A 26,523-nucleotide genomic window follows, 5' to 3' on the forward strand; every position below is an offset into this window, starting at 1 on the left:
AGAACATCATGAGCTATCAAAAACTCAACCGCAACCAGATTGCTGAACGTGTCGCACAAGATATTCCTGATGGGGCTTATGTCAATTTAGGTATTGGCTTACCGACCAAGATTGCCAGCTATCTACCTTCAGACAAAGAGATCTTCCTGCATTCTGAAAATGGCTTATTGGCTTTTGGTCCACCACCCGCCGCAGGTGAAGAAGATCCTGAGCTGATCAATGCCGGTAAAGAATATGTGACCATGTTAAAAGGCGGTAGCTTTTTCCATCACGGTGATTCTTTTGCCATGATGCGAGGTGGGCATTTAGATATTGCAGTTCTGGGTGCCTTTCAAGTGGCAGCCAATGGTGACTTGGCCAACTGGCATACTGGCGCACCTGATGCAATTCCATCGGTAGGTGGCGCGATGGATTTGGCGGTCGGCGCTAAAAAAGTGTTTATCACCACAGATCATGTCACCAAGAACGGTGAACCAAAGATTGTGGCAGAGCTGACTTACCCCGCCACAGGACAAAAGTGTGTTGACCGTATTTATACCGATCTGTGTGTGATAGATGTCACTGCGGAAGGCTTAAAAGTGATTGAGAAAGTCGACGGTCTAAGCTTTGCTGAATTACAGGCGATGACGGGTGCTCCGTTGGTGGATGCGACACAAGGATAATTAATCCCTCTTGCGAAGCAGTGCTTCTCACCCTTTTAAAAGGGAGGAGTTTCCCCCTTTATTAAAGGGGGACTAAGGGGGATTCAAAGTCCAACAGCTCGTTCTTGTTACTTTTTTAAAAAATGAGTGACAACGTCACGCAAGGAAAACTTTGTCATCAACAAAACCTGTTCACTATGGACATCTATCCAATTGGATTGCAAAAACAATCCTGATCAGGATTTATGCAGGTTGTTGATGACGTTGAGCATGAGCAAATGCTGGGAAAGAATTTTAAAACTGTCTTTGCTCACATAATTAGCGACAAGGATGTCGCCTCGTTGCTCAGCACAACAGGGATGTTGTGTCTGAGTAACAAAGGGTTTTGTCACTTTTGCCCTGTCAAAAGTGAGGCATTGCTTTGCCTACGCAAAGGAAAAACGAGCTACTGGCATTTAACTGAACACGGTAAGACTCTGTTGTGACTAGATACAGTTTATCTATCAGCAGAGTCCCGTTTCAAAGGACAAGATTAAAAATGAAAGACGCATATATCATCGATGCCATCCGTACCCCATTTGGTCGTTATGCTGGAGGTTTAGCCCCAGTCCGTGCCGATGACTTGGGTGCATTGCCAATTCAAGCCCTGATGCAACGTAATCCAAGCGTCGATTGGAAACAGGTAGATGATGTGATCTACGGCTGTGCCAACCAAGCGGGAGAAGACAACCGCAATGTGGGACGTATGTCAGCATTATTAGCAGGTTTACCTGTCGAAGTACCTGCCACAACTGTGAATCGTTTATGTGGTTCATCTTTAGATGCGATTGCGATGGCAGCGCGTGCGATTAAAGCCGGTGAAGCGAATCTGATCATTGCAGGTGGTGTGGAAAGCATGTCTCGTGCTCCCTTTGTGATGGGCAAGTCGGAAAGCGCGTATGGGCGTAGCCAGAAAATTGAAGACACCACCATGGGATGGCGTTTTATCAATCCCAAGCTGAAAGCCATGTATGGTGTAGAGACCATGCCACAAACTGCAGAGAATGTGGCACAACAGTTTCATATTGATCGTGCAGATCAAGACCAGTTTGCCTTGACGAGTCAACAGCGCACAGCAACCGCGCAAGCTCAAGGCTTTTTTAAACATGAGATCATCCCGGTAAGTATTCCTCAGCGTAAGGGTGATCCAATTGTAGTCGATACCGATGAACATCCTCGTGCATCGACCACATTAGCAGGTTTGGCGAAACTGAAGCCAGTCGTCACAGCAGAAGGCACCGTCACAGCGGGAAACGCGTCAGGCATCAATGACGGTGCGGCTGCTGTACTGATTGCTTCAGAAGCAGCGATTCAGCAATACCAACTTAAACCCCGTGCCAAGATTATTGCATCTACGGCTGTCGGAGTTGAGCCGCGCATCATGGGCTTTGCTCCAGCGCCTGCGATTAAGAAATTACTGAAACAAGCCAATCTCAGTATTGAACAGATGGATGTGATTGAGCTGAATGAAGCCTTTGCGGCACAGGCACTTGCAGTGACCCGTGACCTCGGTCTGGCAGATGACACGACACAAGTGAATCCAAATGGTGGGGCGATTGCGATTGGTCATCCACTGGGTGCATCGGGTGCACGTTTAGTCACCACGGCTTTAAACCAATTGGAACAAACGGGTGGAACCTATGCCTTGTGTTCGATGTGTATTGGGGTCGGTCAAGGTATTGCAATGATTATTCAGCGCGTTTAACAAATCATAACTATTTAAGGTATTTCCCCTCCCTTTTTTAAAGGGAGGTCGGGAGGGATTTTATGCCAACATTTATTTCAAATGATGTAACCATTAATTACGCAACTTTTGGGGATGCCGCCAATCCTGCTTTGGTATTTTCCAATTCGCTCGGTACTAATTATGGTATGTGGCAACAGCAGTTTAATGCTTTAAAAGAGCAGTTTTTTGTGGTGTGTTATGACACGCGTGGTCATGGTGCTTCGTCTACCCCACAAGGTCCTTATCGCCTGCAACAATTGGGTGAGGATGTGATTCATTTGCTGGATCATTTAAAGATTCAACACGCTGCATTTTGTGGGATTTCGATGGGGGGCTTAACTGGTCAATGGTTGGCTATTCATTATCCTGAGCGGTTTAGCCATGTGGTGGTGTGTAATACGGCGGCCAAAATTGGTCAGGAGCAGGCTTGGCTAGATCGGGCTGCTTTGGTCAGATCTCAAGGTTTACAATCCATTGCGGACAGCGCAGCTTCGCGATGGTTTACAGTTCCCTTTATCCAAAGCAACGCAGCAACAGTTGCAACGCTTTCAAACGACTTAGGTGCTGGCAGCCCAGAAGGTTATGCGAGTTGTTGTGAGGCTTTGGCTAAAGCGGATGTTCGGGAGCAGTTAAAGACAATTACGGTGCCTGTATTGATTATTGCAGGACGGCAAGATCCTGTGACGACAGTGGCGGATGCTGAGTTTATGCAGAGTCAGATTCCGAACAGTCAGTTGGTAGAAATTGATGCATCGCATATTTCTAATGTGGAACGGCCAATTGCGTTTAATCAGGCTTTAAAGCAATTTCTTGTATAAGAATACCATCCTCAAAGGCCTCACATTGCTGAGGCTTTTCTTTGTCTAAAATTTTTGTTTAAATAGCGCCCGCTTACTTCATAACACATTAGAATTTATAAAAATGAAAAAATACTTTCTCAACTGTATTCTTATACTTTCGAGCATGTCCGCTTTTGCAAATTCACAATTCGAAACCTACACCATCATTTATGGGGGTGGCGTAGATGATCTCGGACTTGGTTTAAAAGATCCGCAAGGAAAAGAATATCACGCCTATTGTAGCCAGCAATGTGGTGATTGGTTTGAGTTTGATCAAGACTCACTGGGTGAGAAACTCAAAAACCAACTCAAAGGTCGCCAAGCTGTGGTCGATCTGTCTTATGAAATTAATGCTGGACGCATTGTCGGTCCTGATGATGAGGATGAGCTTTATTTTATAAAGAGCATCAAACTCATCGATTCAAATCAAAGAAAACCTTGGTTAAATTTTTTTGATCCAAAACAGAATTAAATGCCCTTCTAGGTAATCTTTTTAACACCCAATCTGCTTAGGCTATTTTACCATCAATCACACCCATACCTTTTAACAATTGTAATTCATGTTCTGCTTTAAATTGAGACAACACAGACATGGTATGTTCTCCTAATTGTGGCGGTGCATGATGGTATTCAACTGGCGTTTCTGACAATTTAATGGGCGAACCAATCATCTGAAACTCAGGATTAAGTGGGTGTTGTATATTCACCACCATTTCCCGATGTTGAATTTGGGGTTCTTGCAGAGCTTCGGCAACAGAATTAATAAGCCCTACAGGCACTTTAAATGCATGAATCGCACTCACCCATGACTCTGCATTTTGCTGTACGAAATGAACAGATAATAATTCAATGAGCACTTCACGGTGACGTACTCGATCCTGATTTCGATTAAAACGCCCATCTTCCAACAACGAGGTATAACCAATCGCAATACAGAAATCTTTAAACTGTTTATCGTTACCACACGCGACAATGAACTCTTTATCTTTTGCACTAAAAGTTTGATAAGGCACAATATTCGGATGAGTATTTCCCATACGTTTAGGTGATACACCTGTAGTGAGATAATTCATGCCTTGATTAGCCAAACCTGCCACCTGAACATCCAGCAAAGACAAATCAATGTGTTGTCCTCGTCCAATTTGATGACGAGCCAATAGCGCAGCCTGAATAGCAATGGTGGCATATAAACCAGTTTGAATATCGACCACAGCGACCCCCACTTTTTGCGCACCGTGCCCCAAGCTTTCCTCTTCACCGGTAATACTCATCAATCCAGACATGCCCTGAATGATAAAGTCATAACCCGGCTCAGCCGCACGTGGCCCTGTCTGCCCAAAACCTGTAATCGAGCAATAGACCAAATTCGGATTAATGTCACTTAAAGTCTCATAATCCAAACCATATTTATGTAATGAACCCGCTTTATAGTTTTCGATCACGACATCTGCGGTTTTGACCATTTCATGCAGAATTGCTTGCCCTTCTGAGCGTGTGATATCAATCGCAACCGAATATTTATTTCTATTGGCTGACTGGTAATAACCTGACTCACGGGTAGGCTCACCTTGGGCATCACGCATCCACGGCGGTCCCCACATGCGAGTATCATCACCACATTGTGGACGCTCAATTTTAATGACTTCCGCACCCAAATCTGCCAAAATTTGCCCACACCATGGGCCCGCCAATACTCGGCTAAGATCTAAAACCCGAATTCCCTTTAACGCACCCATTATTTGCTCCTCAATTCTGCATCTTCATTTTACTTTTAATTTTTTTTAGACAAACTTAATCTCAAGATGCCCTTTCGAGCATCCTTTTTTTGACCAAAATAAAATGATTAAATTAGAATGCTGCAATCCCTGTTTGCGCACGACCGAGAATCAATGCATGCACATCATGGGTGCCTTCATAGGTATTCACGACTTCTAAATTGACCAAATGACGTGCAACACCAAACTCATCACTAATCCCATTACCACCCATCATGTCACGGGCTAAACGTGCGATATCTAGAGCTTTACCGCAGTTATTACGCTTGATCAGAGAAGTTCCTTCAACCGAAGCAATCCCCTCATCTTTCATACGTCCAAAACGTAATGCAACTTGTAAACCTAAAGCAATTTCAGTTTGCATGTCGGCCAGTTTTTTCTGAATAAGCTGAGTTGCGGCTAAAGGACGACCAAATTGCTTACGGTCCATTGTATATTGACGTGCAGTATGCCAACAAAACTCTGCTGCACCCATCGCGCCCCAAGCGATACCATAGCGTGCGCTATTCAAACAGGTAAATGGACCTTTCAAACCACGAATTTCAGGAAACGCATTTTCTTCTGGAACAAAGACGTTATCCATCACAATTTCACCTGTGATTGATGCACGTAGACCAACTTTGCCATGAATCGCTGGCGCTGAAAGACCTTCCCAGCCTTTCTCTAAGATAAAGCCACGAATGTCACCAACATTGCCTTCTTCAGACACTTCTTTTGCCCACACTACAAATACGTCGGCAATTGGGCTATTAGTAATCCACATTTTGGCACCCGATAAGCGATACCCCCCTGCTACTTTTTTAGCACGTGTGATCATACTTCCTGGGTCAGAACCGTGATCTGGCTCAGTTAAACCGAAGCAACCAATGTATTCGCCTGATGCAAGTTTAGGTAAATATTGCTGTTTTTGCTGTTCTGTACCAAATTCATTAATAGGCACCATCACCAACGAACTCTGTACACTTGCCATAGAGCGGTAGCCTGAATCCACACGTTCAATTTCACGTGCAATTAAGCCGTAGCTCACATAATTTAAACCTGCACCGCCATATTGTTCTGGAATCGTTGGACCTAATAAGCCAAGCTCACCCATTTCACGGAAAATACCAGCATCAGTTCGCTCATGACGGAACTGCTCCAATACACGTGGCATCAATTGTTCCTGACAGTACGCATTCGCTGCATCACGAATCATGCGTTCTTCTTCAGTGAGTTGCTGTTCAATTAAGAATGGATCTGTCCAATCAAATTTTACACGTGTTGCTTTTGTATTCACCATTTGGTTCATTGCGTCCTCTGCTAGGTCTTGTTATCTGTATTGATGCTAAGTCCGAAAGACAAATAATTCAAACGATTAATTTGCATGCAGATATGCCTAAAACGCATATCTTATTTAATTTTTCCACATCAAAAAAACAATAAGATGGTAAAAATGCTATTTCTACAGTATTTTCTTATTATTCATACTGCATGATTTATGCACATTTGAAATATCCTAATGGCTTCGTGACGACCCAAATGAGAAGAAAAATTCCCTCTATACAAGGCCTGATTTGCTTCGAATCAGCAGCGAAACATGCCAGTTACACGCATGCCTCTCAAGAACTGTCCATGACCCAAAGTGCGGTATCACGTCAAATTCAGCAATTGGAAGAATTTTTAGATATTCAATTATTTACCCGTACCCGACACGGTATGGAACTGACCATTGCAGGCACACAATACTATGCCGCAATAAAACCCTATTTACTCGGTCTAGAAAAATCCACGCAAGAAGTCATGTCACATAAAGGTTTAGGGGGTACGCTGAAATTAGGCGTTGTTCCAACATTTGCAACGCGTTGGTTATTACCTAAATTACATGAGTTTAATACGCGCTATCCAGAAATTACCATTCATTTAGAAACCAGCACCAAGCCCTTTCTTTTTCATGAGCAAATGTTTGATGCTGCCATTTATGCAGGCACACAACAACAAATTGAGCATTGGCCAGGAACCAGTGCCCACTTTTTAATGCTTGAAGATGTTATCGCAGTTTGTTCACCTACGCTTATTTTGCAACATTTTCCAAATGCAGAAAAACTCAACTCATACAGTTATCATTTGAATCCAGAGCAAATTGCCCAACTGCCTTTATTACAGCAAACCACACGACCCACTATTTGGCAGGAATGGTTTCAAGCTCATGACATTGACCACCCCAAAGCTGATGAAGGACAACGGCATGAGCTGTTTTCCATGCTTGCTGTAGCGGCATCCCATGCCATGGGTGTTGCACTCATTCCGCAAATGCTGATTGAACAAGAGCTAAAAAATCAAACCTTGGTGATTGCTAGCAATAGCCCATTACCCAGTAATCGTGCATATTATCTGGTGCATTCAGATCAGGAACCATCACCTATTTTGAGCAAATTTGTCGATTGGATACAGCATGAAGTCCAGTCAATCTCAGATTTAACTGCTGTTAATGCACAACCAAAATAATAGGGAAATCATGCAAAACTTAGTGATATTTTCAGGTGCAGGCATGAGTGCCGAGAGTGGTATTCAAACCTTTCGTGATCACGATGGACTCTGGGAAAATTACAACATTGAAGATGTCGCAACACCCGAAGCATGGGCCAGAAATCCACAATTGGTTCAAGATTTTTATAACCAGCGACGTAAACATATTTTACACGCTCAGCCGAATCGTGCTCATCAACTGATTGCTCAATTACAGCAGTACTATCATCTCAATGTCATTACACAAAATATTGACGATCTGCATGAACGTGCAGGTAATGACAATGTATTGCATTTACATGGCAATATCCGCCTAGCCAAGAGTTCAGGCCCTCATGCCGAATATGCAACTGAGTTTTACCCTATAGAAGGCTGGGAACTGAATTTAGAAACAGATCGTTGCCCTTTAGGCTACCCACTACGACCGCATGTGGTCTGGTTTGGTGAGGCTGTACCTGCTTATGACGAGGCACAAAAAATTGTACAACATGCAGATATTTTTATTGTGATCGGTTCAAGTTTAGAGGTGTATCCTGTTGCAGGATTAATCCATGAAATTCCACCACACTGTAAAGCGTATTATATTGATCCCAAAGCACATCAACAAAGCATGCCCACGCAGTATCAACTCATTGCTCAAACTGCAACCGAAGGCATGCAACAATTATTCAATCTATTGACCTCTTAAACCAGACACTCGGGTTAATCCATTATCTAATCCGAGTTCAAGTTTTTATACGTAGGATTCTAAGCACCATATTGCTTTTTGAGATACTTCACGATTTTTGCCGATTCAAACATCTTGACCTGAGTATTCGGATCAACCAGATACGGCACTTGAATATCACGCCCCATCAGAGCGACCACCTTTTCACGCTTACCTTCTTTTATCGGAATATATTTCCCAGGCTTTAAACGCAATACCGCAGGTCCCATATCTTGCCAGCGCTCTTTTGCCACATTATGAAATACAAATGGTAGTTCTAATTCGGTCAGTACACTGCGAACCACGCGAGTAAATGGACTCGCTTCAAATCCCCATAATTCAAGTAACTGTTGCGGCGCTTCACGGTGAATAATTCGCTGATTCACCCAAACACCACGCGCACCATTAATAATGGTTCCGGCAAGCGCCACGACAGGAATTTTGGGGTAATGTGCAAATTTTTTCGGTGTTTTACCTGTTCGCCCATAATGTTCAAACAGATGGTGAATAATGTCTTGCGACTCATACATCTGTGTTGAAGTATTCTCATCAATGAAAAAAGGAAATTGTTTTTTCCCACCTAATTGCTTTACGATTTGACGATATTTTGTGCCACCTTTTGGACATGGATAAACTTCATAGTCCAAATTTAATAACGTCAAAACTTCACGCACACGGCGACAAAATGGAGAACCTTCAAATTCATAGAGTTTTAATGATTTCTCTGGTTGCTTTGGAAAAGCTGTACCAGAGACTCCTCGACCACCTTCAGCCAATGATGAAGCCAAGGCTTGAATAACTTTAATTTGATGATTCACCATAGATTGTCCTTATTTTTAATGGTCTTATAATTCGACCAATGGTTCTTTAGCCACCACAATGCCATTATTATCGGCATAAATATAATCGCCAGATTGAATACTTACCCCACCAAAATAGAGTGGAATATCTGTTTCGCCTATGCCTTTACGATTACTTTTTTGTGGAATTGCGGCCAATGCGTGTACACCCAAATCCAATTCTGCAATTGCATCCACATCACGGACACAACCGTAAATAATCACACCATTCCACTGGTGCTTGACTGCTGACTCAGCGATCAGATCTCCCATGAGGGCACAGCGCATTGAAGCACCACCATCGACCACAAGAACTTTACCCTGACCGTCAGTCGCGAGTAGTTCTTTAACACGAGAGTTATCTTCAAAACATTTTACAGTCACCACCTGACCGCCAAAGGTTTTACGAGCACCATAACTTTTAAAGAATTTACCATCCATCGATGGTGTAACCACCTGAAGCTCTTTTTCAGGATTGTCATCTAATAAATCACAAGTTACAAAAGGAACAGTTGCCACGTCATTCTCCATTTATTTGGCTTTTTGTATGCGTAAATTATCATAAATCTCAAACTTTTCAGTCTGATATTGAGCTGCCACGACCATAGTATGAGCCACTTGTTCCGCAGTCACTGGCTTATATTTAAAAGAATCTGGGACCAAATGCGACATCTTTTGATATAAACGCTGAGTAGCACCTTCTAGCAACCGTTGTTCTGACCGCTCCCCTAGCAATAAAGAAGGTTGTAGTATTGAAGTCTTCGCCAAAGCCAATTCACGAATATGCTGTTCTAACTCACCTTTAACGCGATTATAAAAAATCGGTGACTTCGGATTGGCGCCTAGTGCGCTGACCAACAAATAATGCGTTTCCAATCCTTCAAATAAGTCCGCAAAATGTGCATTTATCTCATAATCAATATTATAAAACTGTGCTTTTGAGCCTGCTTTTTTTAAAGTTGACCCTAAACAACTAAATGCATGGCTATGACCGTGCACATCTTCATCATTTAGTAACAAAAAATCTTCAAGTACAAATTGATGGACTTTTTCTAACTGACTTAACTCGACATCATAGTGTCGAACAACTGCTGTAATTTGCTCACAACTACTTAATTCATTTAATTGTTTTATTAAGGCTCTGCCGACGAGACCTGTTGCACCAATCACAATTGCATTTTGAATCGAATTTATCATTTTTTGACCGTTCTCCGTGGTTTATGACTAATCTAACGTTTTCTTTAACATTTTTCTGCATCTAAAATGTTGTCAAAGCATGTCAAGACTTGACTTCGTAGCCGTGTTTAATCAAAATATGCCACTTGTTTACGGGCTGGTGATAGTTCTACTGATGTTGGTTTTCAGTATGAATTTCAGCCCGCCCAGACCAATCTAATTCAAGGAGTGCACGAGTGGCAAACTCTGCTCAAGCAAAAAAACGTGCTCGTCAAAACGTTAAAGCACGTAAACACAACGCAAGCTTGCGTTCTATGGTTCGTACCTACATCAAACGCACAGTAGCTGCTATCGCTGCTGGTGACTATGCTGTTGCTACAGAAGCTTACAAAAAAGCTGTTCCTGTAATCGACCGTATGGCTGATAAAGGCATCATCCATAAAAACAAAGCTGCTCGTCATAAGAGCCGTTTAAATACACAAGTTAAAGCGTTAGCTAACTAATTTGTTGTATTAAAAAAAGCCCATCTGGGCTTTTTTTACGTCTGTGCTTTTTGAATTTTTAATTACATGGTTTTAATTAAAAATAAAAGACATCAGATACACTCCCCCACATCAGTGAAGGAGCGAAAACTTTAATTTACAAGTACAGCTAAATTTTTAGGCGTCAAATAAGATAAAATTAGATTGGTATTCGGAGTCAACATGCTCCATTTCTGATTCGCACCATTGGTACAAGAATAACGAATTAAATCAGCGCGATTATCAACCAAATAGCCTTTATTCAAATCAAAACACTGATTTCCTTGACGAATAGATTGCGTATCTGCCGCCATCGTCCAGATCTGATTACTTAATTGTGTTGAACAAGTTGTCAAAGTAATTTTATTTCCACCACCATTACTCGTTAAACATTGATCAACTGCCAACTTACTGTGTATACGACCCAAGGCATCGAAAACCCATTTTTCCGAATCATCCGTCACACAACCCGTTGAACCACTAATATAAGGGTTATATTGACCTGAAGCGGTTTTCTCCACTTTGAGGCAATTGGTTCTATTCAGTAAAGTACTCTGTTGATTCATGAGCGTTGTCGTTTCCAAACCCAATCCCTGAATAAATGCCGCCAAAGCAGATTTAGCTGCTACATTATTGGTAGCTAAATCCTGTGCATACACATTCATCCAACGGTTTAAACGATAGATTTTTTGCTGTTGGTCAGAATATTGTGCAAGTACTTGCTGAGCAGTGGCAGATAAGCCCTGTGGATTGGTTCGGTAAGAATCATACATCAATGCGGTATTGGCAGATAAAGCCACGATTGGTTTGCCATTTTGGGCGAGTAATTCTTGCTCAAAACTTGGTAACTCAATTTTACGCAAAGCTTCATAGCCATTTTCACGACCAATTTTCACCGCAGATTTCATCGCTTCGGCATAGCTCGGAATATCAATACTAGAGAGTAGTTTTTCAGCCTGATTGGCTTTTTTACAATACAAGTCAACATGCTGTGGCTGATCAGCAATGGCAAGATTAATATGCAATTTATTTGCAAGACTATCAGCAGCATCCATACGGTTCGGTGCTAATGCAATAGTTTTACTACCACTTACCGAGCGAATATTTAGCCAACACGCTGCTTGAGCTGCTGTCGCATTGGTTTCAGGTAAGTTAAAGACATTTCCCCAGTTGCTTCTTGCCGCAGGATACAATAAACCCACCTGATTTTCAGGGTCATATCCACCTAAAATTGTATATACAGGAACACCAAATAACCGAGGTTTCAAATAGTTCCCATCGACCCGGTTATACCAAACTTTGGAAGAGCTCGGGACACGAGGTTGCACAACTTCCATTTTACGGGTTGTCGCATTCCATTTTGTATAACCAGTTGGTGAGCTTGCATCCCACATCTCTCGATTAAAATGTGGCTGAATCTTTAACGAAGTACTATAACCCGTATAATGCGTAAACTGCGAAATTGAACTTGCAGTATACCCACCTGCCATCGCATCCCAACTATATGGATAAAGTTTTAAGAAGTTAGGAACACCATTGCTGCCATCGCCTAAATTGGTCGATTGCCAATTGAGATTGCCACGCATTTTATTACGGAACGAAATATACCCCCATCCACTGTCTGCATGATGTGCAGACCAAAAATAATTGGTTGGCTGATCTTTTGTTTCAACAGAGCCGGGGTAATGCCCTAAACCATAGTGATGTCCAATTTCATGGCTAAACTCATTACCAATTGAGTCAATCAGCGTCAACATACCATTGCCACCACTCAAGCCATGGGTTTGATCGCCATTGCTATATTTTCCGCGAGCATGGTGCACAATCACACTTTCAGTGAGTTGAGGCTGCTCCTGACTTGCCATAGAAGCACTTGTCACCCCCCAGTTCGCCAAATTAATGCCAACGCTAAAGGTGGATTTCGCAACATTTTCACGCATATCCCCAGAATAGACTCCACCCTCTACAGTACTATTGGTGTCATAAATGGTTCCATTGGCCACCATGACTCGATTCAGTTTCATGTCATCATATTTTGCAACAATCATTTCTGATGCAGGAATGGTTTGGAAATAATCCGTACCTGCCTTTTCAGGCTCTAGCAACATATAGTGTCCTGTAGATACAGGTGGATCCGTCAGTAATCCGAGTCGTATATTGTTTAATACCAATACACCAGGTGCAGCAAAATCAATTTGGGTTTCAAATAGTTCACCTACGCGACCAGTGGTATCCACCAATTTCAGTTTCAACCCAGGTTTTACTTCATTCCAATTCAACTTAGTTGACCAAGCTCGCTTACTGTAAAGTACTTGCGGTCGTTGATCTTGATTACTCTGATCAGAGCGTGGAATTTGCGATGGGTCATCAAGCTTAACTTTCCGTACAAATAAACCATCTTGATATATTTCAAGCTCCAAGCCTTGTATATCACCCATTGCGCTAGTAGGTGTGACCAATAACAATGCCTCACGCTCAGACGTGAGTCTCGGCATTTTTTTGGCCTCATTACCACTTGGATCAACCACATGCGCTTGTGCAAATTGAACCATGCCTTGAAATGAACCCGTTAAATCGGAACGAATCGCACGAGTTGAAGACGTTGCATCATAATCATAGAAGCCCAAAGCATTATCATCCACGACATCTTTGGTTGGTTCTGGATATTGAGGTTGACTGGGTGTCGTATCTGCTGAAGATCCCGAATTATTCGACCCCTCACCAGAACCGCCACCCCCACCACATGCTGATAATAAAATAGATGCAATACACAGACTTAAAATATGTAAAGGGTAATTCATCACAGTTTTCAAAAAAATCCCCAAGTGTTTTTAAATAAAGTTTTTATATGTGAAATAAGTCATTAAAAACATGAACTTATGAATTATTATATAATATTGTATTATGTTTTTGCTATGCTTACGACGAATCTAAGCCATCCTATGCAGGAATCCACACATATAAAGAATATATTCAGCCAGATAAACAGAATGTATTGAAGTTTCTGATTCTAATGATGTTGTTTAAACTGGCGAATATTTAACTCATGCAATTCGCCTCGCCAAATCCATTTTAATTTTGAATCTAAAAACTCATCGCCCTCAAACCAGACAAATAAGCCCTCCATCATTTGTGGCCAGTCTTCTTGAGTAATTACATTTCGACCTGAAATTACAGCAATAATTGCGGAAATAATGGTATCGTGGCTCACTGCCAGACTAAGCCCATTATGCTGCTGTGGATGCGTGTTATAAATTAATTCAAGCACATCCACTACACCCCGTATGGGATGTTTCATGCCTGGTAAAGCATTATTTACAAAGCTATTGATAAAGCCCAAAGCTCCCTGTTCACGAAAATAGGGACCTGCCTGTTTAATATCCAGCACAAAACTGCCCGGCTCAACCAAAAGCCCTTGCTGCACAATTTCAATATGATGCGTATTACTTTGCAGGCTACTTGAATCCGCCCCTTGAATCATTAAAGCAGCAGTATCTACACAACGTTGAATCGGGCTAGAGATACAATGCTGAATCGTTCGACCTGTTTGAGCAATTAAGTGACCGCCCCATGCTTGCGCCAAATCACGCCCTTGTGGTGTTAGCTGTAAATCATAACCAGCCAAGCCTTGCCCACTCACCATTTCACGAATGGAATGCCGTGTAAATAATGTGACTGGAGTATGTGTATCTGGCAATAAATCGATTGCTTTTAGCATACTATGTGGGAGTCGTTCTAATGCCATAAGACCATCATTCTTCCGTCGAGCTTACACTATAACAGTTTAATTTTTTTGCTCAATGCTTACTCTGCATTGCTGCAAGTGCTTGTAATGCGAGTTCTTTCATCTCGGCATTCCGATAAGCAATAAAACCACCATTCAATAGAGTCTCTCGTTGATTATAGACAAATGGTCGCCCTTTAAAATCGACCAATCCACCACCAATTCGCTCAATTAAACATTGTCCCGCACTGGTATCCCACTCACTGGTTGGGTGAAAACGCGGGTAAATATCCACCTTATGTTCCAAGATCATACAAAACTTATAAGCACTCCCCGCTTTAAATACATCATAAGCAGACATATCTTTCAGCACATCTAAATACGCTGTGTATTCAGACTTATGCTGTGCACTTTGACTTAGCCCTATATGCACTGGGGTAGCCACTGAGTGTTTCAATTCATACACAAACCACTGCTGCGTACTTAAATTTAACTTTAATGGCATACCTTGCCGAGGACAAAAGTACACCACCTGTTCAGCTGGAATTGCCAACACTGCAAAAACCGTATGCACACCCTCAACCAGACTTAAATTGATCGTAAACTCAGGACGTTTATGCAAAAACTCTTTGGTACCATCCAAGGGATCGAGTAACCAAAACTGATGCCATTGCTGGCGTTGATCATATTCACCTTCTTCGGACAGCAAAGGCATATCTGAATATTGCTGTGCCAAGGCTTCTGTAATATATTGATTCACTCTAAAGTCTGCCTGCGTGACAGGTGAATCATCGTGTTTCTGTGTGATATCAAACTGTTCACCAGCACAATATCGTTGATATTCTTCTCGCAAAATTTCGCACGCTTGTGTCACAATGGGCACAAGCTGCAAGATCATTGCATCTTGCGGTGCTGTTGTTGTTTTAAACATAGATCACCTTATATATGTCGAACTTTTCTCAAAAACCTCCAGTCATTTTTGACATGGATGGAACCTTACTCGATCTTGCTTATGATGACCTGATTTGGAATCAGCTTGTGCCCATTCAGTATGCTGAAGTACATCAATGTTCAATCGAACAAAGTAAAGAAGTCCTATTCCAATTCTATCAAGAACATAGCCACACTTTAAACTGGTATTCTTCACATTTTTGGTCGACTAAAGTCGGCTTTGATGTGCTTGCATTACAAAAAAAGCAGCAACATAAAGTGAGCCGTCGTGAAGGTTGCATTGAATTATTAGAATATCTGAAAGCCAATCATTATCCGTGTTGGTTAGCCACCAATGCAGACTGTGCTAGTCTAGAATTTAAACTTAAGCAAACAGGTATTGGGCACTATTTCGATGTGATTGTGAGCAGTGAAACACTAGGGCACGCCAAAGAATTTACTGCATTTTGGGAGAAGTTACATCAGCTACATCCTTTTGATGTGCAGCAGTCTTACTTTATCGATGACACTGAAAAAGTTTTATTGGGTGCACAAAAATTTGGACTACAGCATTTGATTACGATCCAACAGCCCTCATCTACAGGGTTAGTGCGTGAGAAATCCAATTTCCCAATGATTGATGTACTCACCGACCTAATTCCCTTACTTGAACATGCCGAGGAACAAAAGCAATATGCCTAAAGCAGAGCAAAATCTTCCTGCTGAAACTGTACGTATCGATAAATGGCTGTGGGCTGCACGTTTTTTTAAAACTCGAAGCATTGCCAAATCTGCAATTGAAGGCGGTAAAGTCCATTTCGATGGAGAGCGTGTCAAAGTTTCTAAAGAAGTTCGTGTAGGGATGGAACTTACCATCCAACAAGGTTTCGAAAAAAAAACTGTCGTAATTAAAGCCATTTCCAATGTGCGGGGTCCCGCCCCGATTGCTCAGCAATTATATGAAGAAACTGAAGTCAGTTTAGCAAAAAGGGAATTGCTTGCATCACAAAGAAAATTGCATAATCTTGCTCGACCTGATCATCGACCTTCGAAAAAAGATCGTCGACAAATCAGTAAATTTAAACAAGAAAATGATCAACAATTTGACCACCAATGGTCATATAATGATGATTAAATTAGTCGCGTCATGTTGTGTCGCACAAGATACAACAGGCATAGAATAACAGAAATAATTCTGTCACTATACTGAAGTGGAAAACGTTTGTAATGTAAGACATCCACTTCGTTAAAAGTAAAGTGACAAAGTTTTGAGGTTGTAAGATGGATGAGAATAAAAGTAAGGCGCTCAATGCTGCCCTAAGCCAAATTGAAAAACAGTTTGGTAAGAATACAGTTATGCGCCTTGGCGACAATACAGTGCAAGCTGTTGAAGCCGTTTCAACAGGTTCATTGACACTCGATATCGCGCTGGGTATTGGTGGCTTACCAAAGGGTCGTATTGTTGAAATTTACGGTCCAGAATCTTCAGGTAAAACCACCATGACATTACAAGCCATTGCACAATGTCAAAAAGCAGGTGGTACGTGTGCCTTTATCGATGCTGAGCATGCACTTGACCCACAATATGCGCGTAAGCTTGGTGTTGATATTGACAACCTCTTGGTTTCTCAACCAGACCATGGTGAACAAGCACTTGAAATTGCCGACATGTTGGTGCGCTCTGGCGCAATTGACTTAATCGTAGTCGACTCTGTTGCCGCATTAACGCCACGTGCTGAAATTGAAGGTGAAATGGGTGACTCCCATATGGGCTTGCAAGCACGCCTAATGAGCCAAGCCTTACGTAAAATTACAGGTAATGCCAAGCGTTCGAACTGTATGGTGATCTTCATTAACCAAATTCGTATGAAGATTGGTGTGATGTTCGGCAGCCCTGAGACTACAACAGGTGGTAACGCATTAAAATTCTATGCCTCTGTTCGCCTTGATATTCGTCGTGTTGGTCAAGTGAAAGAAGGCGACGAAATTGTGGGTTCAGAAACCAAAGTTAAAGTGGTTAAAAACAAAATGGCACCTCCATTTAAAGAAGCACTTTTCCAGATTCTTTATGGTAAAGGGGTTAACCAGTTAGGCGAATTGGTCGATCTTGCTGTTCAGCAAGACATCATCCAAAAAGCGGGTGCTTGGTATTCATATCAAGGTAACAAAATTGGTCAAGGTAAAAACAATGTCATTCGCCACCTTGAAGAAAACCCACAATTGGCACAAGAAGTGGAACGCATTATCCGTGACCAGTTATTAACAACGGGCGGTGTTGTAGAAGAGAAAGAAGAAGATGAATCTGACCTCTTGCTCGATGCTTAAACCATCTGCTTATCTATAAAATATACCTGTTACACTCAAACGCCCTTCGGGGCGTTTTTCAATCAAGATTAGATATATTATGAGCCAATCAAAATTCCCTAAATTGCTTGACTACAACAGCTTAAAACAAGAGTTTGGAACTTCTCATATTGAGCATGCACCATCACCAGATGCAACTGATCACCATAATGCGGTGATAGAGGTGGAATCTGCTCAAAATACGGGGCTAACAGGCTCACGCTTACGTTCTTATGCCTTTGCTGTACTCACCCGTAAAGAATTCTCTAAAGCTGAACTAATCGAAAAGCTCGCAACCTACGCAGCGAATCGCGAGGAAGTCATTAACCTTGTAAATGAACTATCCGAGCAGAACTATCAAAGTGATCAGCGTGTAGCCGAAATTGTGCTATCAAGCCAAAAAAGAAAAGGGAAAGGACCACAACGCATCAAATTGGCATTAAAAAACAAGCAAATTAACAGTGAACTGATTCAAGACGAATTAAAAGAAATCGATTGGGCTGAACAAGCCTATCAACTGAAAATCAAGAAATTTGGTCATGCTGTTGAGAAAGATGCAAAACTGAAAGCAAAACAAATCCGTTTTCTACAATACAGAGGATTTGATATGGATGCAATTATGAAAGCAATTAACAAAAAGGAGTTTGAAGATTAATTATAATAAATTGTTATAAAAATAAATGGTGGCAACCCTACCAGCAAAGCTTCGGCACATCACAATTCTACTACCGTTGCTACCTTCCGGTCCTGGCGGGGTTTGCAGAGTGCAATTGCGAAGTAACCGGCAGGGCTACCATTGCAAGAACAGAGTATAGAGATTTTTACTCAAGTTGCAAGCCTTTAATCTGCATTTATATAGCTAAGCCATTCATTTGATTATTTAAAATACAAAAATACCGATTTATCGCATTTTTTGCTCTACATGCAGGATGAGTTTACTTTAAACATACGACAAGATTGCAAACACTTATTGCTTTTCCCTACCCGAACATTTTAAATGTGTTCAAGATGAAATGAATAAAGCCATACAAACTCAAGGCTTTAAGCAAGTAATACAAAATGGATATGTTTTATGATGCAATATAAGCATGCAATTTATGCACTCACCTTACTCAGTAGCAGCACTTTATATGCAAACGTTCCAATCGAAACACGTGGCTTAAGTCAGAGTGATTCAGGTTCAAGCTACACCCCCTCCAATGCTAACTCATCAACACCAGAAGCAGCGGCGCCAACCAATCTAAATTGGCAACTCATGCAAAAGAATCAACAGCTTGAAAATGATATTCGAAGCCTGCGTGGCCGTATTGAAGAACAAGAAAACACCATTGAGCAACTCAAAAATGACCTCAACAACCGCTATACCGACTTAGATCAACGCTTAGAGTTATTACAACAAAAAATTGATCCAGACAGCTCTGCCCCAACGGAGGATAATCAACAGGATACGTCTCCCAGCTCCAACGCCACCACCTCAACCACCGCTCCAGCAGTAGTAAATAATGCAAGTAATCCTACGCCAGTGGCTACAGCTCCAACCAAAGCCATCAACACGGATGCAACACTTACCACAAGCAATCAACAACAAACGACCGATTTAGAGAAAGCGGCCTATACAGTCGCATTAGATGCATATAAACAAGGTGGTGCGAAAAAAGCGATTGCTCCAATGCAAAACTTTATTAAAAACCATCCCAATAGTATTTATATTAGCAATGCATATTTTTGGTTAGCCGAATTCAATCTCGCCATAGAGCCGACCAACTACACCGAAGCCAAGCGAAATTATAATATTGTAGTCAACCAATACCCACAATCTTCTAAAGCCGCTCGAGCGCTCTATCAACTCTATAGCATCGCCAAAGATGTAGATCGTAATACAGCATTAGCAAACCAATATAAAACCAGACTTTTAAAACAATATCCAAAAAGCGAAGAAGCTGGCTATTTTAAGAAATAAAAAAAGACACCTTAAGGTGTCTTTTTTTTTACAGCAAATTAACGCACAATACCGCGCTCAGACTGTTCCAGAGAGTCAAGCAACAACTGGGCTTCTGCTACTGTAGGTAAAATTTCCTGACGAATACGCTCAATGGCCTCAACAGTCGTTAAACCTTCTTTATAAATAAGTTTAAACGCTGTACGTAAACCTTGAATTACCTCTTTAGACCAACCCTTACGACGCATACCTTCAACATTCATTGCAAAAGCATGTGCTGGATTGCCAGAAGCCATGACATAAGCTGGGACATCTTTCAAAATTAAAGATGCACCACCAATCATGCTAAATGAAGCAAGTTTACAGAATTGATGGATACCTGAGTTCCCACCCACAATAACGTAATCACCAATGTGAACGTGACCCGCCACGCCTACATTATTAGCGAAAATATTGTGATCACCTACCATACAATCATGCGCAATATGGGTATTCACCATCAACAGATTATGACTACCAATTTTTGTTAAGCTCTGGTCTTGCACAGTACCGCGATGCAAACTGCAATGTTCACGAATCGAGTTATGATCACCAATTTCCAACCAAGTTTCTTCACCTTGGTATTTAAGATCTTGGCAAACTTCGCCAATACTCGCGAACTGGAAAATTTCATTATTTTTACCAATACGCGTGTAGCCTCCAACCACAACATGTGAATGAAGTTTTGTTCCAGCTCCAATTGTGACCTGTGGACCAATAATACAATACGGTCCAATTTGTACATCTGGAGCAATTACTGCTGATGAGTCAATAATAGCGGTTGGGTGAATGAATTCGTTATTGCTCATGCCTGCTCTATACTTTCTGATGATAAACCATAATTTCCGCGGTTGTTGCAACTACGCCATCAACAGTGGCAATACAATTATATTTGTAAATACCACGTTTTTGCATAATCAACTCAGATTTTAATACAAGTTGGTCACCTGCAACCACTTGTTTTTTAAATCTTACCTTCTCTGCGCCCGCAAAAAGGAACAAAGAACCTTCACTTGGTTTCTCATTGTTCATAATAAAGCCCAGAATACCCGAAACTTGAGCCAAGGCTTCAACAATTAATACACCAGGCATAATTGGGTAATTCGGGAAATGTCCTTGCAAGAACTCTTCATTAATTGAAACGTTTTTATAACCCACAATCCCATTATCAGTTACATCAACAATGCGATCAACCAATAAGAATGGATAACGATGTGGTAAATATTCACGAATTTGCTGAATATGCATTGGCAATTCTGGTTTCGTAAATGATAGTAAAGTCGACTCAGTCATCATATTTCTATTTACGCAATTTAAAAGTTGATTCAAGGGACTCAATTTGAGTCTGCATATGATCAAGTCGTTTGACTAATTGGGTCAATGGCACATCTGCTAATTGTCGAAGCCTTACAACTGTACGCTTCCATTGCGGCGTTTCAAATAATCCCGTACCACCAGAATAACTTCCCGCTTCGTAAATATTATTTGTGACCATTGACATTCCAGTAATTGTCACATTATCCGCAATTGAAATGTGTCCCACTACACCACAGCCACCTGCGAGGATACAGTTTTTGCCAATTGTTGTACTACCAGCAATTCCACTCTTTGCAGCAATCGCGGTGTTCTCACCAATTTTAACGTTATGCGCGATTTGCACAAGGTTATCAATCTTAACACCATGTTCCAAAATGGTATCATCCAAAGCACCACGGTCAACACTACAATTTGAACCAATTCGAACATCATTTCCAATTTGAACGGAACCTAATTGAGCAATACGATGCCATTTACCTTGATAAGGTGCAAAACCAAAACCCTCTCCACCTATCACTGTATTGGCATGGATACGCACGCGATCACCAATTTTACATGCACCCGTTAACGTCACATGCGAATCAATAAATCCATCTTTACCAATTTCAACATCATCATCAATACGCACATGTGGTTGAATAATCGTGTTATCTCCAACCACACAATTCTCACCAATCACAACATAATGACCAATATAAGCCGAATCTGAAACAATCGCTGAAGGATGAATCTGAGCAGTACTTTCAATACCAACTTCAGTGTGCTTTTTCTCAAACACATGCGTCAGAATTGCAAAAGCAAGATATGGATTTTGAACGAGGATAAAATTTTGATGGCTGTGCAATTTTTCTTGTAAAGCCTGAGTAACAATAAGAGCACCTGCTTTTGAGGCAAGCGCCTTATCCAAATACTTTTCATCCGTCACAAAGGAAATATTATGCACAGATGCTGCATCTAGGCTCGCCAGACCTTGAATAACAAGGCTGGAGTGACCTATACACTCGCCTTGCACAAGGCGAGCTAGGTCTTCTAAACTTTTTTTGTTAAGATTCATTGATTACTTAATTGCATTAACCTTTTGAATCATTTTATCAGTTAAATCATACTTAGCGTCATAGGCAAGTGCAGAGTTTTTGTTCAACACTACATCTAAATTACCCTCTTTACGCAATAGCTCAGCAACTTGCTTAATACGAGAATCCAATGTCTTGTTCATCACTTGCAAAGATGCCTGAACTTTACCCTGCAAACCCTGCTGAATGCCATTTAATTCATTTAGCTTAGTTTGGTATTCCGCACTCATTTTCTGCATTTCAGCTTCTGAGAGTTTAGTACCTTGAGCTTTCTGCTTCATTGCATCTAGCTCTTTACCCAATTGTTCTAATCGGGTTGTTTGTGGCTTGATAGATTGTTGCAAACTTGCATTTTGCGCTTTTAAATATGTACTATTTTCTACCACTTGCTCTAAATCAACCACACCATAACCAGCGGCATGTACAGCAGAACTTAGTAAAATACTGGAAACAGCTAAAGCTTTGATTATATTACGCATGAATTAAACCTTATTGTGTATTGTCCTTGCTTTAAAAAAGATCGTACTTAGAAAGTACGACCAATTTCAAATTGAAGCTCTTTAGTTTGATCGCCTTGTTTGTCATTTAGCGGGAAAGCATAACTTAGCGACAATGGCCCAATCATGGTAATCCAAGTAAAGCCTACACCCACGCTATAACGCATATTGCCTAAATCAAAACCGTATTCATCTTTACACGCTGTTTTTGCAGCTTCTGTACTAAAGACATCGCATTGAGTATCAAATACTTGTGCGCCTTCAGCAAACAATACTGGACGAACTTGTCGTGTCCAATCACCTTTAAACGGTAAAGGCAATGCCAACTCAGTACCAAATTGTACTAGCGCATTACCACCCACTTCTTCTGGTGATGGGTCTGTTTTCCCCGTTTCACTATAGTAAACACCATCGTATTTTGGACCTAACGTACTGTTGTCATAACCACGTACCGATCCATAGCCACCTGCATAGAAGTTTTTATAGAAAGGTAAGTCATTACCGTAGCCCAACTTACCATAACCACGTAGAACAAAGTCCTTACCAAGAGGTAAAAATGCCTGTGCATCATAGGTAATTTTTTGGTATTCAACATCACTACCCGGTAACGCAACTTCAGCATTAACACGATGAGACTGACCCGTTGTAGGGAATACTGGACGGTTCAGCGTGTTATACGACCAACCCAAAGTTAGGTTGTATGTAAGGAAATCACCAGTAAATTCAGACTCATAAGGCTTAGATACACTTCCTTCTGGACAAGTATAATTATTCGCTTCTGTTAAATCCACCAAACAATATGTTGCAGTATTTTTAACTTTCCCACCATGTGCTTTTAAATAGTCACGCACATAGGTAGATACATAAGGACCGGTAGTTACATCAGTTTGGTCAATATTTAAACCCGCACTAATACTTTGATTTTCATCAATAGGGTAACCAAAGTTAATACCACCACCAAAACTATCCGTTACATAGTTGTTAACGTTATAGTCGCTATTTAATTTGGTTTTACGGTAGTACATGTTGTAACCACGACGCACACCATCAATGGTGAAATACGGGTCAGTTACACTCAGGTTATAGTAATCTTGAGTCTCTGAGCGCGAAAGATCGATTGCGACGCTATTACCAGTACCCATAAAGTTGGTTTGGCTCAATCCCGCTTGGAATGTAACACCGCCACTTTGCGAATAACCGACTGCCAAGGTACTTGTACCAGAATGTTGTTCTTCAACATTCACATTCAAGTCAACTTGATCAGGCATACCAGGGATACGTGCTGGCTTAACATCAACCGTTTTGAAATAGCCTGTACGCTCTAAACGCACTTTAGACAAGTCAATTTTTTCATTACTTGCTAAAGCACCTTCCATTTGACGCATTTCACGACGCAATACCTCATCAGAAGTTTTGGTATTCCCTGTGAAATTAATACGACGTACAGTCACTTGCTGACCGGGATTAATATAATAATTCAGATCAACTTGGCGCGTTTCATTATTAATTTGCGGAACTACATTGACTTCTGCATAGTAATAACCAGCATTACCATATTTGCGTAATAGCAATTGCTTAACAGCATTTACTTTTTCTTGCGAATAGGTCGAACCATCCTTATAAATCTGCATCGCCTTTAAATCTTCAGGCTTATACAATGCATCACCCAAGAATTTAGATTCACCAAACTTAAATTGTTGACCTTCATTTACCGAAACTTCAATAAAAATTCGCTTTTTATCTTCACTCAAGTTCAAGCTTGAGTTGGTAATATCGAAGTTGATATAGCCCGCGTTTAAATATAAAGCACGCAGTGCTTCTAAGCTTGCAGCCATCTTTTCACGTGCATAACGATCATTACGTGAAACAATTGAACTCCAGCTGCTTTCTTTTACAGCAAAAGCTTGTTGAATATCACTGTCACTGAAAACAGTGTTGCCAATGACATTAATATCTACAACTTTAGCAGCCTTACCCTCATTAAACTCGAGTAATAAATCTACACGGTTATTGGGTCTCGCAGTCGTTGTTACTTTTACATCAGCATCATAACGACCTTGCTGAACATATTGCTGCTCTAATTCAGACTCAACTGTTTGAAGTGTCGATTTTTTTAACACCTCGCCTTCAGCTAAGCCCATTTTCTTTAAGCCTTCTTCCAAAGCTTCCTTAGGAATAAGCTTATTACCTTTTAGTTCAATTTTAGAAATAAGAGGACGCTCAATTACTTTGAATACAAGCGTATCACCTTCTTTTGATGCCTTAATGTCATCAAACATGCCTGAGGCATATAGTGCACGAATTGAATTCGAAATAGCCTGATCATCAACACGATCACCACTCCCAATTGGCAACATGGTGTACACATTGGCAGGAGTTAAACGAACGAGTCCATCAATTTTTATATCACGAACAATAAATTCATCCGCTGCATATACTTGTTGTACTGCTGCCATAGCACTAACCAGCGCCAAAGGCATAAATAAATGTGTGTGCTGCATGCCAGTCTTTTCCGATGTTAATTTCAAAGCAACGTTGTTATAAACGCATAAAGTCATTAAATAATGCAAGGAGCATCATGCTACCCAGCAGTACCATACCAATTTTCAAACCAACCAATTGTATTTGTTCAGAAACAGGTTTACCACGAATCAATTCTACAAAGTAGTACACTAAATGCCCACCATCCAACATAGGAATAGGCAATAAGTTTAATATTCCCAAACTCACGCTCATCAGCGCCATAAAGGAAATGAAGGTTTGCCATCCCATTTCAGCACTTTGTCCAGCAACTTTCGCAATCGTAATTGGCCCTGATAAGTTTTCCACACCAATTAAACCACGAACCATCTTAACGATAGAATTCAGAATCATGGTACTAATTTGACCCGTCTTATCAAGCGCCTTACCGAATGCTTCTACGGGACCATACTGAATAGTTTGCTTATATTCCGCCGGAATCACCACTTGCCCCGGATTGTTTTGCACGCCAAGCACACCAGACACATTACCCATGTTGTCTCGCTTACCTTGCGGCATGACCTCCAAATGCACCAACTGATTTTGTCTCAATACATCAATTTTGAGTAGCTTTTCAGGTGAGGCCTGCACTACCTCAACGACATCAAACCAATCTTTCATTTTCACGCCATCAATTGCAACAATGCGATCTCCCTCTTTCATTCCTTGACGAATCGCTGCACCATCTTCACTTAATTTCATGACAGTAGCAGGAATGTGTGGACGATAAGGAATAAAACCCAAGCTATCTAATGGCGATTGATTCTGATCTTTTAAGAAATTCTGAATCGGAAGCGTAAAAGACTTTGCTTGACCATTTCGATCTGCATCAATGTGAACGACACCCGTTTCACCTGCGCGATCAACCAAAGCAAAGTTTAACTGCTCCCAAGTTGTGGTTTTAGCACCATCAACAGCTGTAATCTTATCACCAACTTGCATTTGTGCCGTTGCAGCAGGCGAATTTACCAAGACTTTACCAACACGAGTATTCAACTGTTCTTGAGCTGGTAAAAACAACACCCAGAACAATAAAACTGCAAATATAAGATTAATTAGCGGCCCAGCGGCCACAATCGCAATACGCTTCCATGGGTGTTGGCGATTAAACGCATAAGGTAAATCCGCTTCAGCAACATTTCCTTCACGCTCATCCAACATTTTGACATAGCCACCTAAAGGCAAAGCAGACAATTGATATTGAATACCTGACTTTTTTGATGTCCATTTCAACACAGTTGGACCAAAGCCAATGGAATAAACTAAAACTTTGACGCCTAGTTTACGTGCTACAAAATAATGTCCGAACTCATGAATCGCAATGAGAGGCCCGAGCAATAAAATTGCTGCAACAATAATAAACAAGGCATTCAT

Annotated in this window: 26 protein-coding genes and 1 other RNA gene; 12 read left to right on the forward strand and 15 right to left on the reverse strand. The window is 41.2% G+C overall.

Annotated elements, in window-relative coordinates; genetic code table 11:
- The first annotated feature begins 8 nt into the window (after nucleotides 1–8).
- The 4 genes from E0H87_RS10635 to E0H87_RS10650 all read left to right on the forward strand — a co-directional run bounded on the left by E0H87_RS10635 (nucleotide 9) and on the right by E0H87_RS10650 (nucleotide 3,717).
- Nucleotides 9–662, forward strand: a complete 654-nt coding sequence (locus E0H87_RS10635; RefSeq protein ID WP_131323576.1) for a 3-oxoacid CoA-transferase subunit B — start codon at nucleotides 9–11, stop codon at nucleotides 660–662.
- A gap of 517 nt (nucleotides 663–1,179) precedes the next feature.
- On the forward strand, nucleotides 1,180–2,385 hold the full coding sequence (gene pcaF, locus E0H87_RS10640; RefSeq protein WP_131323577.1) for a 3-oxoadipyl-CoA thiolase: 1,206 nt from the start codon (nucleotides 1,180–1,182) through the stop codon (nucleotides 2,383–2,385).
- A gap of 62 nt (nucleotides 2,386–2,447) precedes the next feature.
- Nucleotides 2,448–3,224 (forward strand): 3-oxoadipate enol-lactonase, encoded by a 777-nt coding sequence (gene pcaD, locus E0H87_RS10645; protein ID WP_131323578.1) that lies wholly within the window; start codon nucleotides 2,448–2,450, stop codon nucleotides 3,222–3,224.
- A gap of 103 nt (nucleotides 3,225–3,327) precedes the next feature.
- Nucleotides 3,328–3,717, forward strand: a complete 390-nt coding sequence (locus E0H87_RS10650) for a hypothetical protein (RefSeq protein WP_131323579.1) — start codon at nucleotides 3,328–3,330, stop codon at nucleotides 3,715–3,717.
- A gap of 37 nt (nucleotides 3,718–3,754) precedes the next feature.
- Here E0H87_RS10650 and E0H87_RS10655 read toward each other — a convergent pair whose 3' ends face one another.
- The gene (locus E0H87_RS10655; RefSeq protein WP_131323580.1) at nucleotides 3,755–4,981 is read right to left on the reverse strand and encodes a CaiB/BaiF CoA transferase family protein; all 1,227 of its coding nucleotides are present in this window, start codon (nucleotides 4,979–4,981) and stop codon (nucleotides 3,755–3,757) included.
- Nucleotides 4,982–5,093: 112 nt separating this feature from the next.
- The gene (locus E0H87_RS10660; protein ID WP_131323581.1) at nucleotides 5,094–6,308 is read right to left on the reverse strand and encodes an acyl-CoA dehydrogenase; all 1,215 of its coding nucleotides are present in this window, start codon (nucleotides 6,306–6,308) and stop codon (nucleotides 5,094–5,096) included.
- 230 nt (nucleotides 6,309–6,538) lie between these two features.
- Between E0H87_RS10660 and E0H87_RS10665 the strand changes: the two genes are divergently transcribed.
- Together E0H87_RS10665 and E0H87_RS10670 are read left to right on the forward strand one after the other, a co-directional pair.
- On the forward strand, nucleotides 6,539–7,504 hold the full coding sequence (locus E0H87_RS10665; RefSeq protein ID WP_131323582.1) for a LysR family transcriptional regulator: 966 nt from the start codon (nucleotides 6,539–6,541) through the stop codon (nucleotides 7,502–7,504).
- A gap of 10 nt (nucleotides 7,505–7,514) precedes the next feature.
- A complete protein-coding gene (locus E0H87_RS10670; protein WP_131323583.1) occupies nucleotides 7,515–8,213 on the forward strand; it encodes an SIR2 family NAD-dependent protein deacylase in 699 nt (232 codons plus the stop codon).
- A 59-nt stretch (nucleotides 8,214–8,272) separates the two neighbouring features.
- On the opposite strand, the gene E0H87_RS10675 is transcribed toward E0H87_RS10670, so the two are convergent.
- The 3 genes from E0H87_RS10675 to E0H87_RS10685 are packed head-to-tail and all read right to left on the reverse strand — an operon-like array spanning nucleotide 8,273 to nucleotide 10,267.
- Nucleotides 8,273–9,052 (reverse strand): glutathione S-transferase N-terminal domain-containing protein, encoded by a 780-nt coding sequence (locus E0H87_RS10675; protein ID WP_131323584.1) that lies wholly within the window; start codon nucleotides 9,050–9,052, stop codon nucleotides 8,273–8,275.
- Between the two features lie 24 nt (nucleotides 9,053–9,076).
- The gene (gene rraA / locus E0H87_RS10680) at nucleotides 9,077–9,589 is read right to left on the reverse strand and encodes a ribonuclease E activity regulator RraA (RefSeq protein ID WP_131323585.1); all 513 of its coding nucleotides are present in this window, start codon (nucleotides 9,587–9,589) and stop codon (nucleotides 9,077–9,079) included.
- Between the two features lie 12 nt (nucleotides 9,590–9,601).
- Nucleotides 9,602–10,267, reverse strand: coding sequence for a nucleoside-diphosphate sugar epimerase (locus E0H87_RS10685; RefSeq protein ID WP_131323586.1), 666 nt, complete (start codon nucleotides 10,265–10,267; stop codon nucleotides 9,602–9,604).
- Between the two features lie 215 nt (nucleotides 10,268–10,482).
- Here E0H87_RS10685 and rpsT point away from each other — a divergent pair, with 215 nt between their 5' ends.
- Nucleotides 10,483–10,749, forward strand: a complete 267-nt coding sequence (gene rpsT / locus E0H87_RS10690) for a 30S ribosomal protein S20 (RefSeq protein ID WP_131323587.1) — start codon at nucleotides 10,483–10,485, stop codon at nucleotides 10,747–10,749.
- 131 nt (nucleotides 10,750–10,880) lie between these two features.
- On the opposite strand, the gene E0H87_RS10695 is transcribed toward rpsT, so the two are convergent.
- From E0H87_RS10695 to E0H87_RS10705, 3 genes are all read right to left on the reverse strand, one after another.
- The gene (locus E0H87_RS10695) at nucleotides 10,881–13,568 is read right to left on the reverse strand and encodes a M66 family metalloprotease (RefSeq protein WP_171458370.1); all 2,688 of its coding nucleotides are present in this window, start codon (nucleotides 13,566–13,568) and stop codon (nucleotides 10,881–10,883) included.
- A 209-nt stretch (nucleotides 13,569–13,777) separates the two neighbouring features.
- Nucleotides 13,778–14,512, reverse strand: a complete 735-nt coding sequence (locus E0H87_RS10700; protein ID WP_131323589.1) for a phosphoglycerate mutase family protein — start codon at nucleotides 14,510–14,512, stop codon at nucleotides 13,778–13,780.
- Between the two features lie 52 nt (nucleotides 14,513–14,564).
- Nucleotides 14,565–15,422 (reverse strand): 3'(2'),5'-bisphosphate nucleotidase CysQ, encoded by an 858-nt coding sequence (locus tag E0H87_RS10705; protein ID WP_131323590.1) that lies wholly within the window; start codon nucleotides 15,420–15,422, stop codon nucleotides 14,565–14,567.
- Between the two features lie 14 nt (nucleotides 15,423–15,436).
- Here E0H87_RS10705 and E0H87_RS10710 point away from each other — a divergent pair, with 14 nt between their 5' ends.
- The 4 genes from E0H87_RS10710 (at nucleotide 15,437) to E0H87_RS10725 (ending at nucleotide 18,419) form a co-directional block, all read left to right on the forward strand.
- Nucleotides 15,437–16,123, forward strand: coding sequence for an HAD-IA family hydrolase (locus E0H87_RS10710; protein ID WP_131323591.1), 687 nt, complete (start codon nucleotides 15,437–15,439; stop codon nucleotides 16,121–16,123).
- Nucleotides 16,116–16,556, forward strand: coding sequence for an RNA-binding S4 domain-containing protein (locus tag E0H87_RS10715; protein WP_131323592.1), 441 nt, complete (start codon nucleotides 16,116–16,118; stop codon nucleotides 16,554–16,556). Before E0H87_RS10710 ends, E0H87_RS10715 begins: the two co-directional genes overlap by 8 nt.
- Nucleotides 16,557–16,702: 146 nt before the next feature.
- Nucleotides 16,703–17,746 carry a recombinase RecA gene (recA, locus tag E0H87_RS10720; protein WP_131323593.1) on the forward strand — a complete coding sequence of 348 codons (1,044 nt, stop codon included), beginning with the start codon at nucleotides 16,703–16,705 and terminating at the stop codon, nucleotides 17,744–17,746.
- Nucleotides 17,747–17,825: 79 nt separating this feature from the next.
- Entirely contained in the window at nucleotides 17,826–18,419 is a 594-nt protein-coding gene (locus E0H87_RS10725) for a regulatory protein RecX (RefSeq protein WP_131323594.1), read from the forward strand.
- 35 nt (nucleotides 18,420–18,454) lie between these two features.
- On the opposite strand, the gene ffs is transcribed toward E0H87_RS10725, so the two are convergent.
- Nucleotides 18,455–18,551, reverse strand: an RNA gene (gene ffs / locus E0H87_RS10730) — signal recognition particle sRNA small type.
- A gap of 285 nt (nucleotides 18,552–18,836) precedes the next feature.
- Between ffs and E0H87_RS10735 the strand changes: the two genes are divergently transcribed.
- Nucleotides 18,837–19,724 (forward strand): YbgF trimerization domain-containing protein, encoded by an 888-nt coding sequence (locus E0H87_RS10735; protein ID WP_131323595.1) that lies wholly within the window; start codon nucleotides 18,837–18,839, stop codon nucleotides 19,722–19,724.
- A 38-nt stretch (nucleotides 19,725–19,762) separates the two neighbouring features.
- On the opposite strand, the gene lpxA is transcribed toward E0H87_RS10735, so the two are convergent.
- From lpxA to rseP, 6 genes are read right to left on the reverse strand one after another with little or no spacing between them, the layout of a single operon-like run.
- Nucleotides 19,763–20,551, reverse strand: coding sequence for an acyl-ACP--UDP-N-acetylglucosamine O-acyltransferase (gene lpxA / locus E0H87_RS10740; RefSeq protein ID WP_131323596.1), 789 nt, complete (start codon nucleotides 20,549–20,551; stop codon nucleotides 19,763–19,765).
- A gap of 7 nt (nucleotides 20,552–20,558) precedes the next feature.
- Nucleotides 20,559–21,035, reverse strand: coding sequence for a 3-hydroxyacyl-ACP dehydratase FabZ (fabZ, locus tag E0H87_RS10745; RefSeq protein WP_104442206.1), 477 nt, complete (start codon nucleotides 21,033–21,035; stop codon nucleotides 20,559–20,561).
- Nucleotides 21,036–21,042: 7 nt separating this feature from the next.
- Nucleotides 21,043–22,113 carry a UDP-3-O-(3-hydroxymyristoyl)glucosamine N-acyltransferase gene (gene lpxD, locus E0H87_RS10750; RefSeq protein ID WP_131323597.1) on the reverse strand — a complete coding sequence of 357 codons (1,071 nt, stop codon included), beginning with the start codon at nucleotides 22,111–22,113 and terminating at the stop codon, nucleotides 21,043–21,045.
- A gap of 3 nt (nucleotides 22,114–22,116) precedes the next feature.
- Nucleotides 22,117–22,611 carry an OmpH family outer membrane protein gene (locus E0H87_RS10755; protein WP_131323598.1) on the reverse strand — a complete coding sequence of 165 codons (495 nt, stop codon included), beginning with the start codon at nucleotides 22,609–22,611 and terminating at the stop codon, nucleotides 22,117–22,119.
- Between the two features lie 47 nt (nucleotides 22,612–22,658).
- Nucleotides 22,659–25,130 (reverse strand): outer membrane protein assembly factor BamA, encoded by a 2,472-nt coding sequence (gene bamA / locus E0H87_RS10760; RefSeq protein WP_131323599.1) that lies wholly within the window; start codon nucleotides 25,128–25,130, stop codon nucleotides 22,659–22,661.
- 37 nt (nucleotides 25,131–25,167) lie between these two features.
- Nucleotides 25,168–26,523, reverse strand: a complete 1,356-nt coding sequence (gene rseP, locus E0H87_RS10765; RefSeq protein ID WP_131323600.1) for an RIP metalloprotease RseP — start codon at nucleotides 26,521–26,523, stop codon at nucleotides 25,168–25,170.

It is taken from the genome of Acinetobacter sp. ANC 4178 (genome assembly GCF_004331175.1).
Taxonomy (GTDB): Bacteria; Pseudomonadota; Gammaproteobacteria; order Pseudomonadales; family Moraxellaceae; genus Acinetobacter.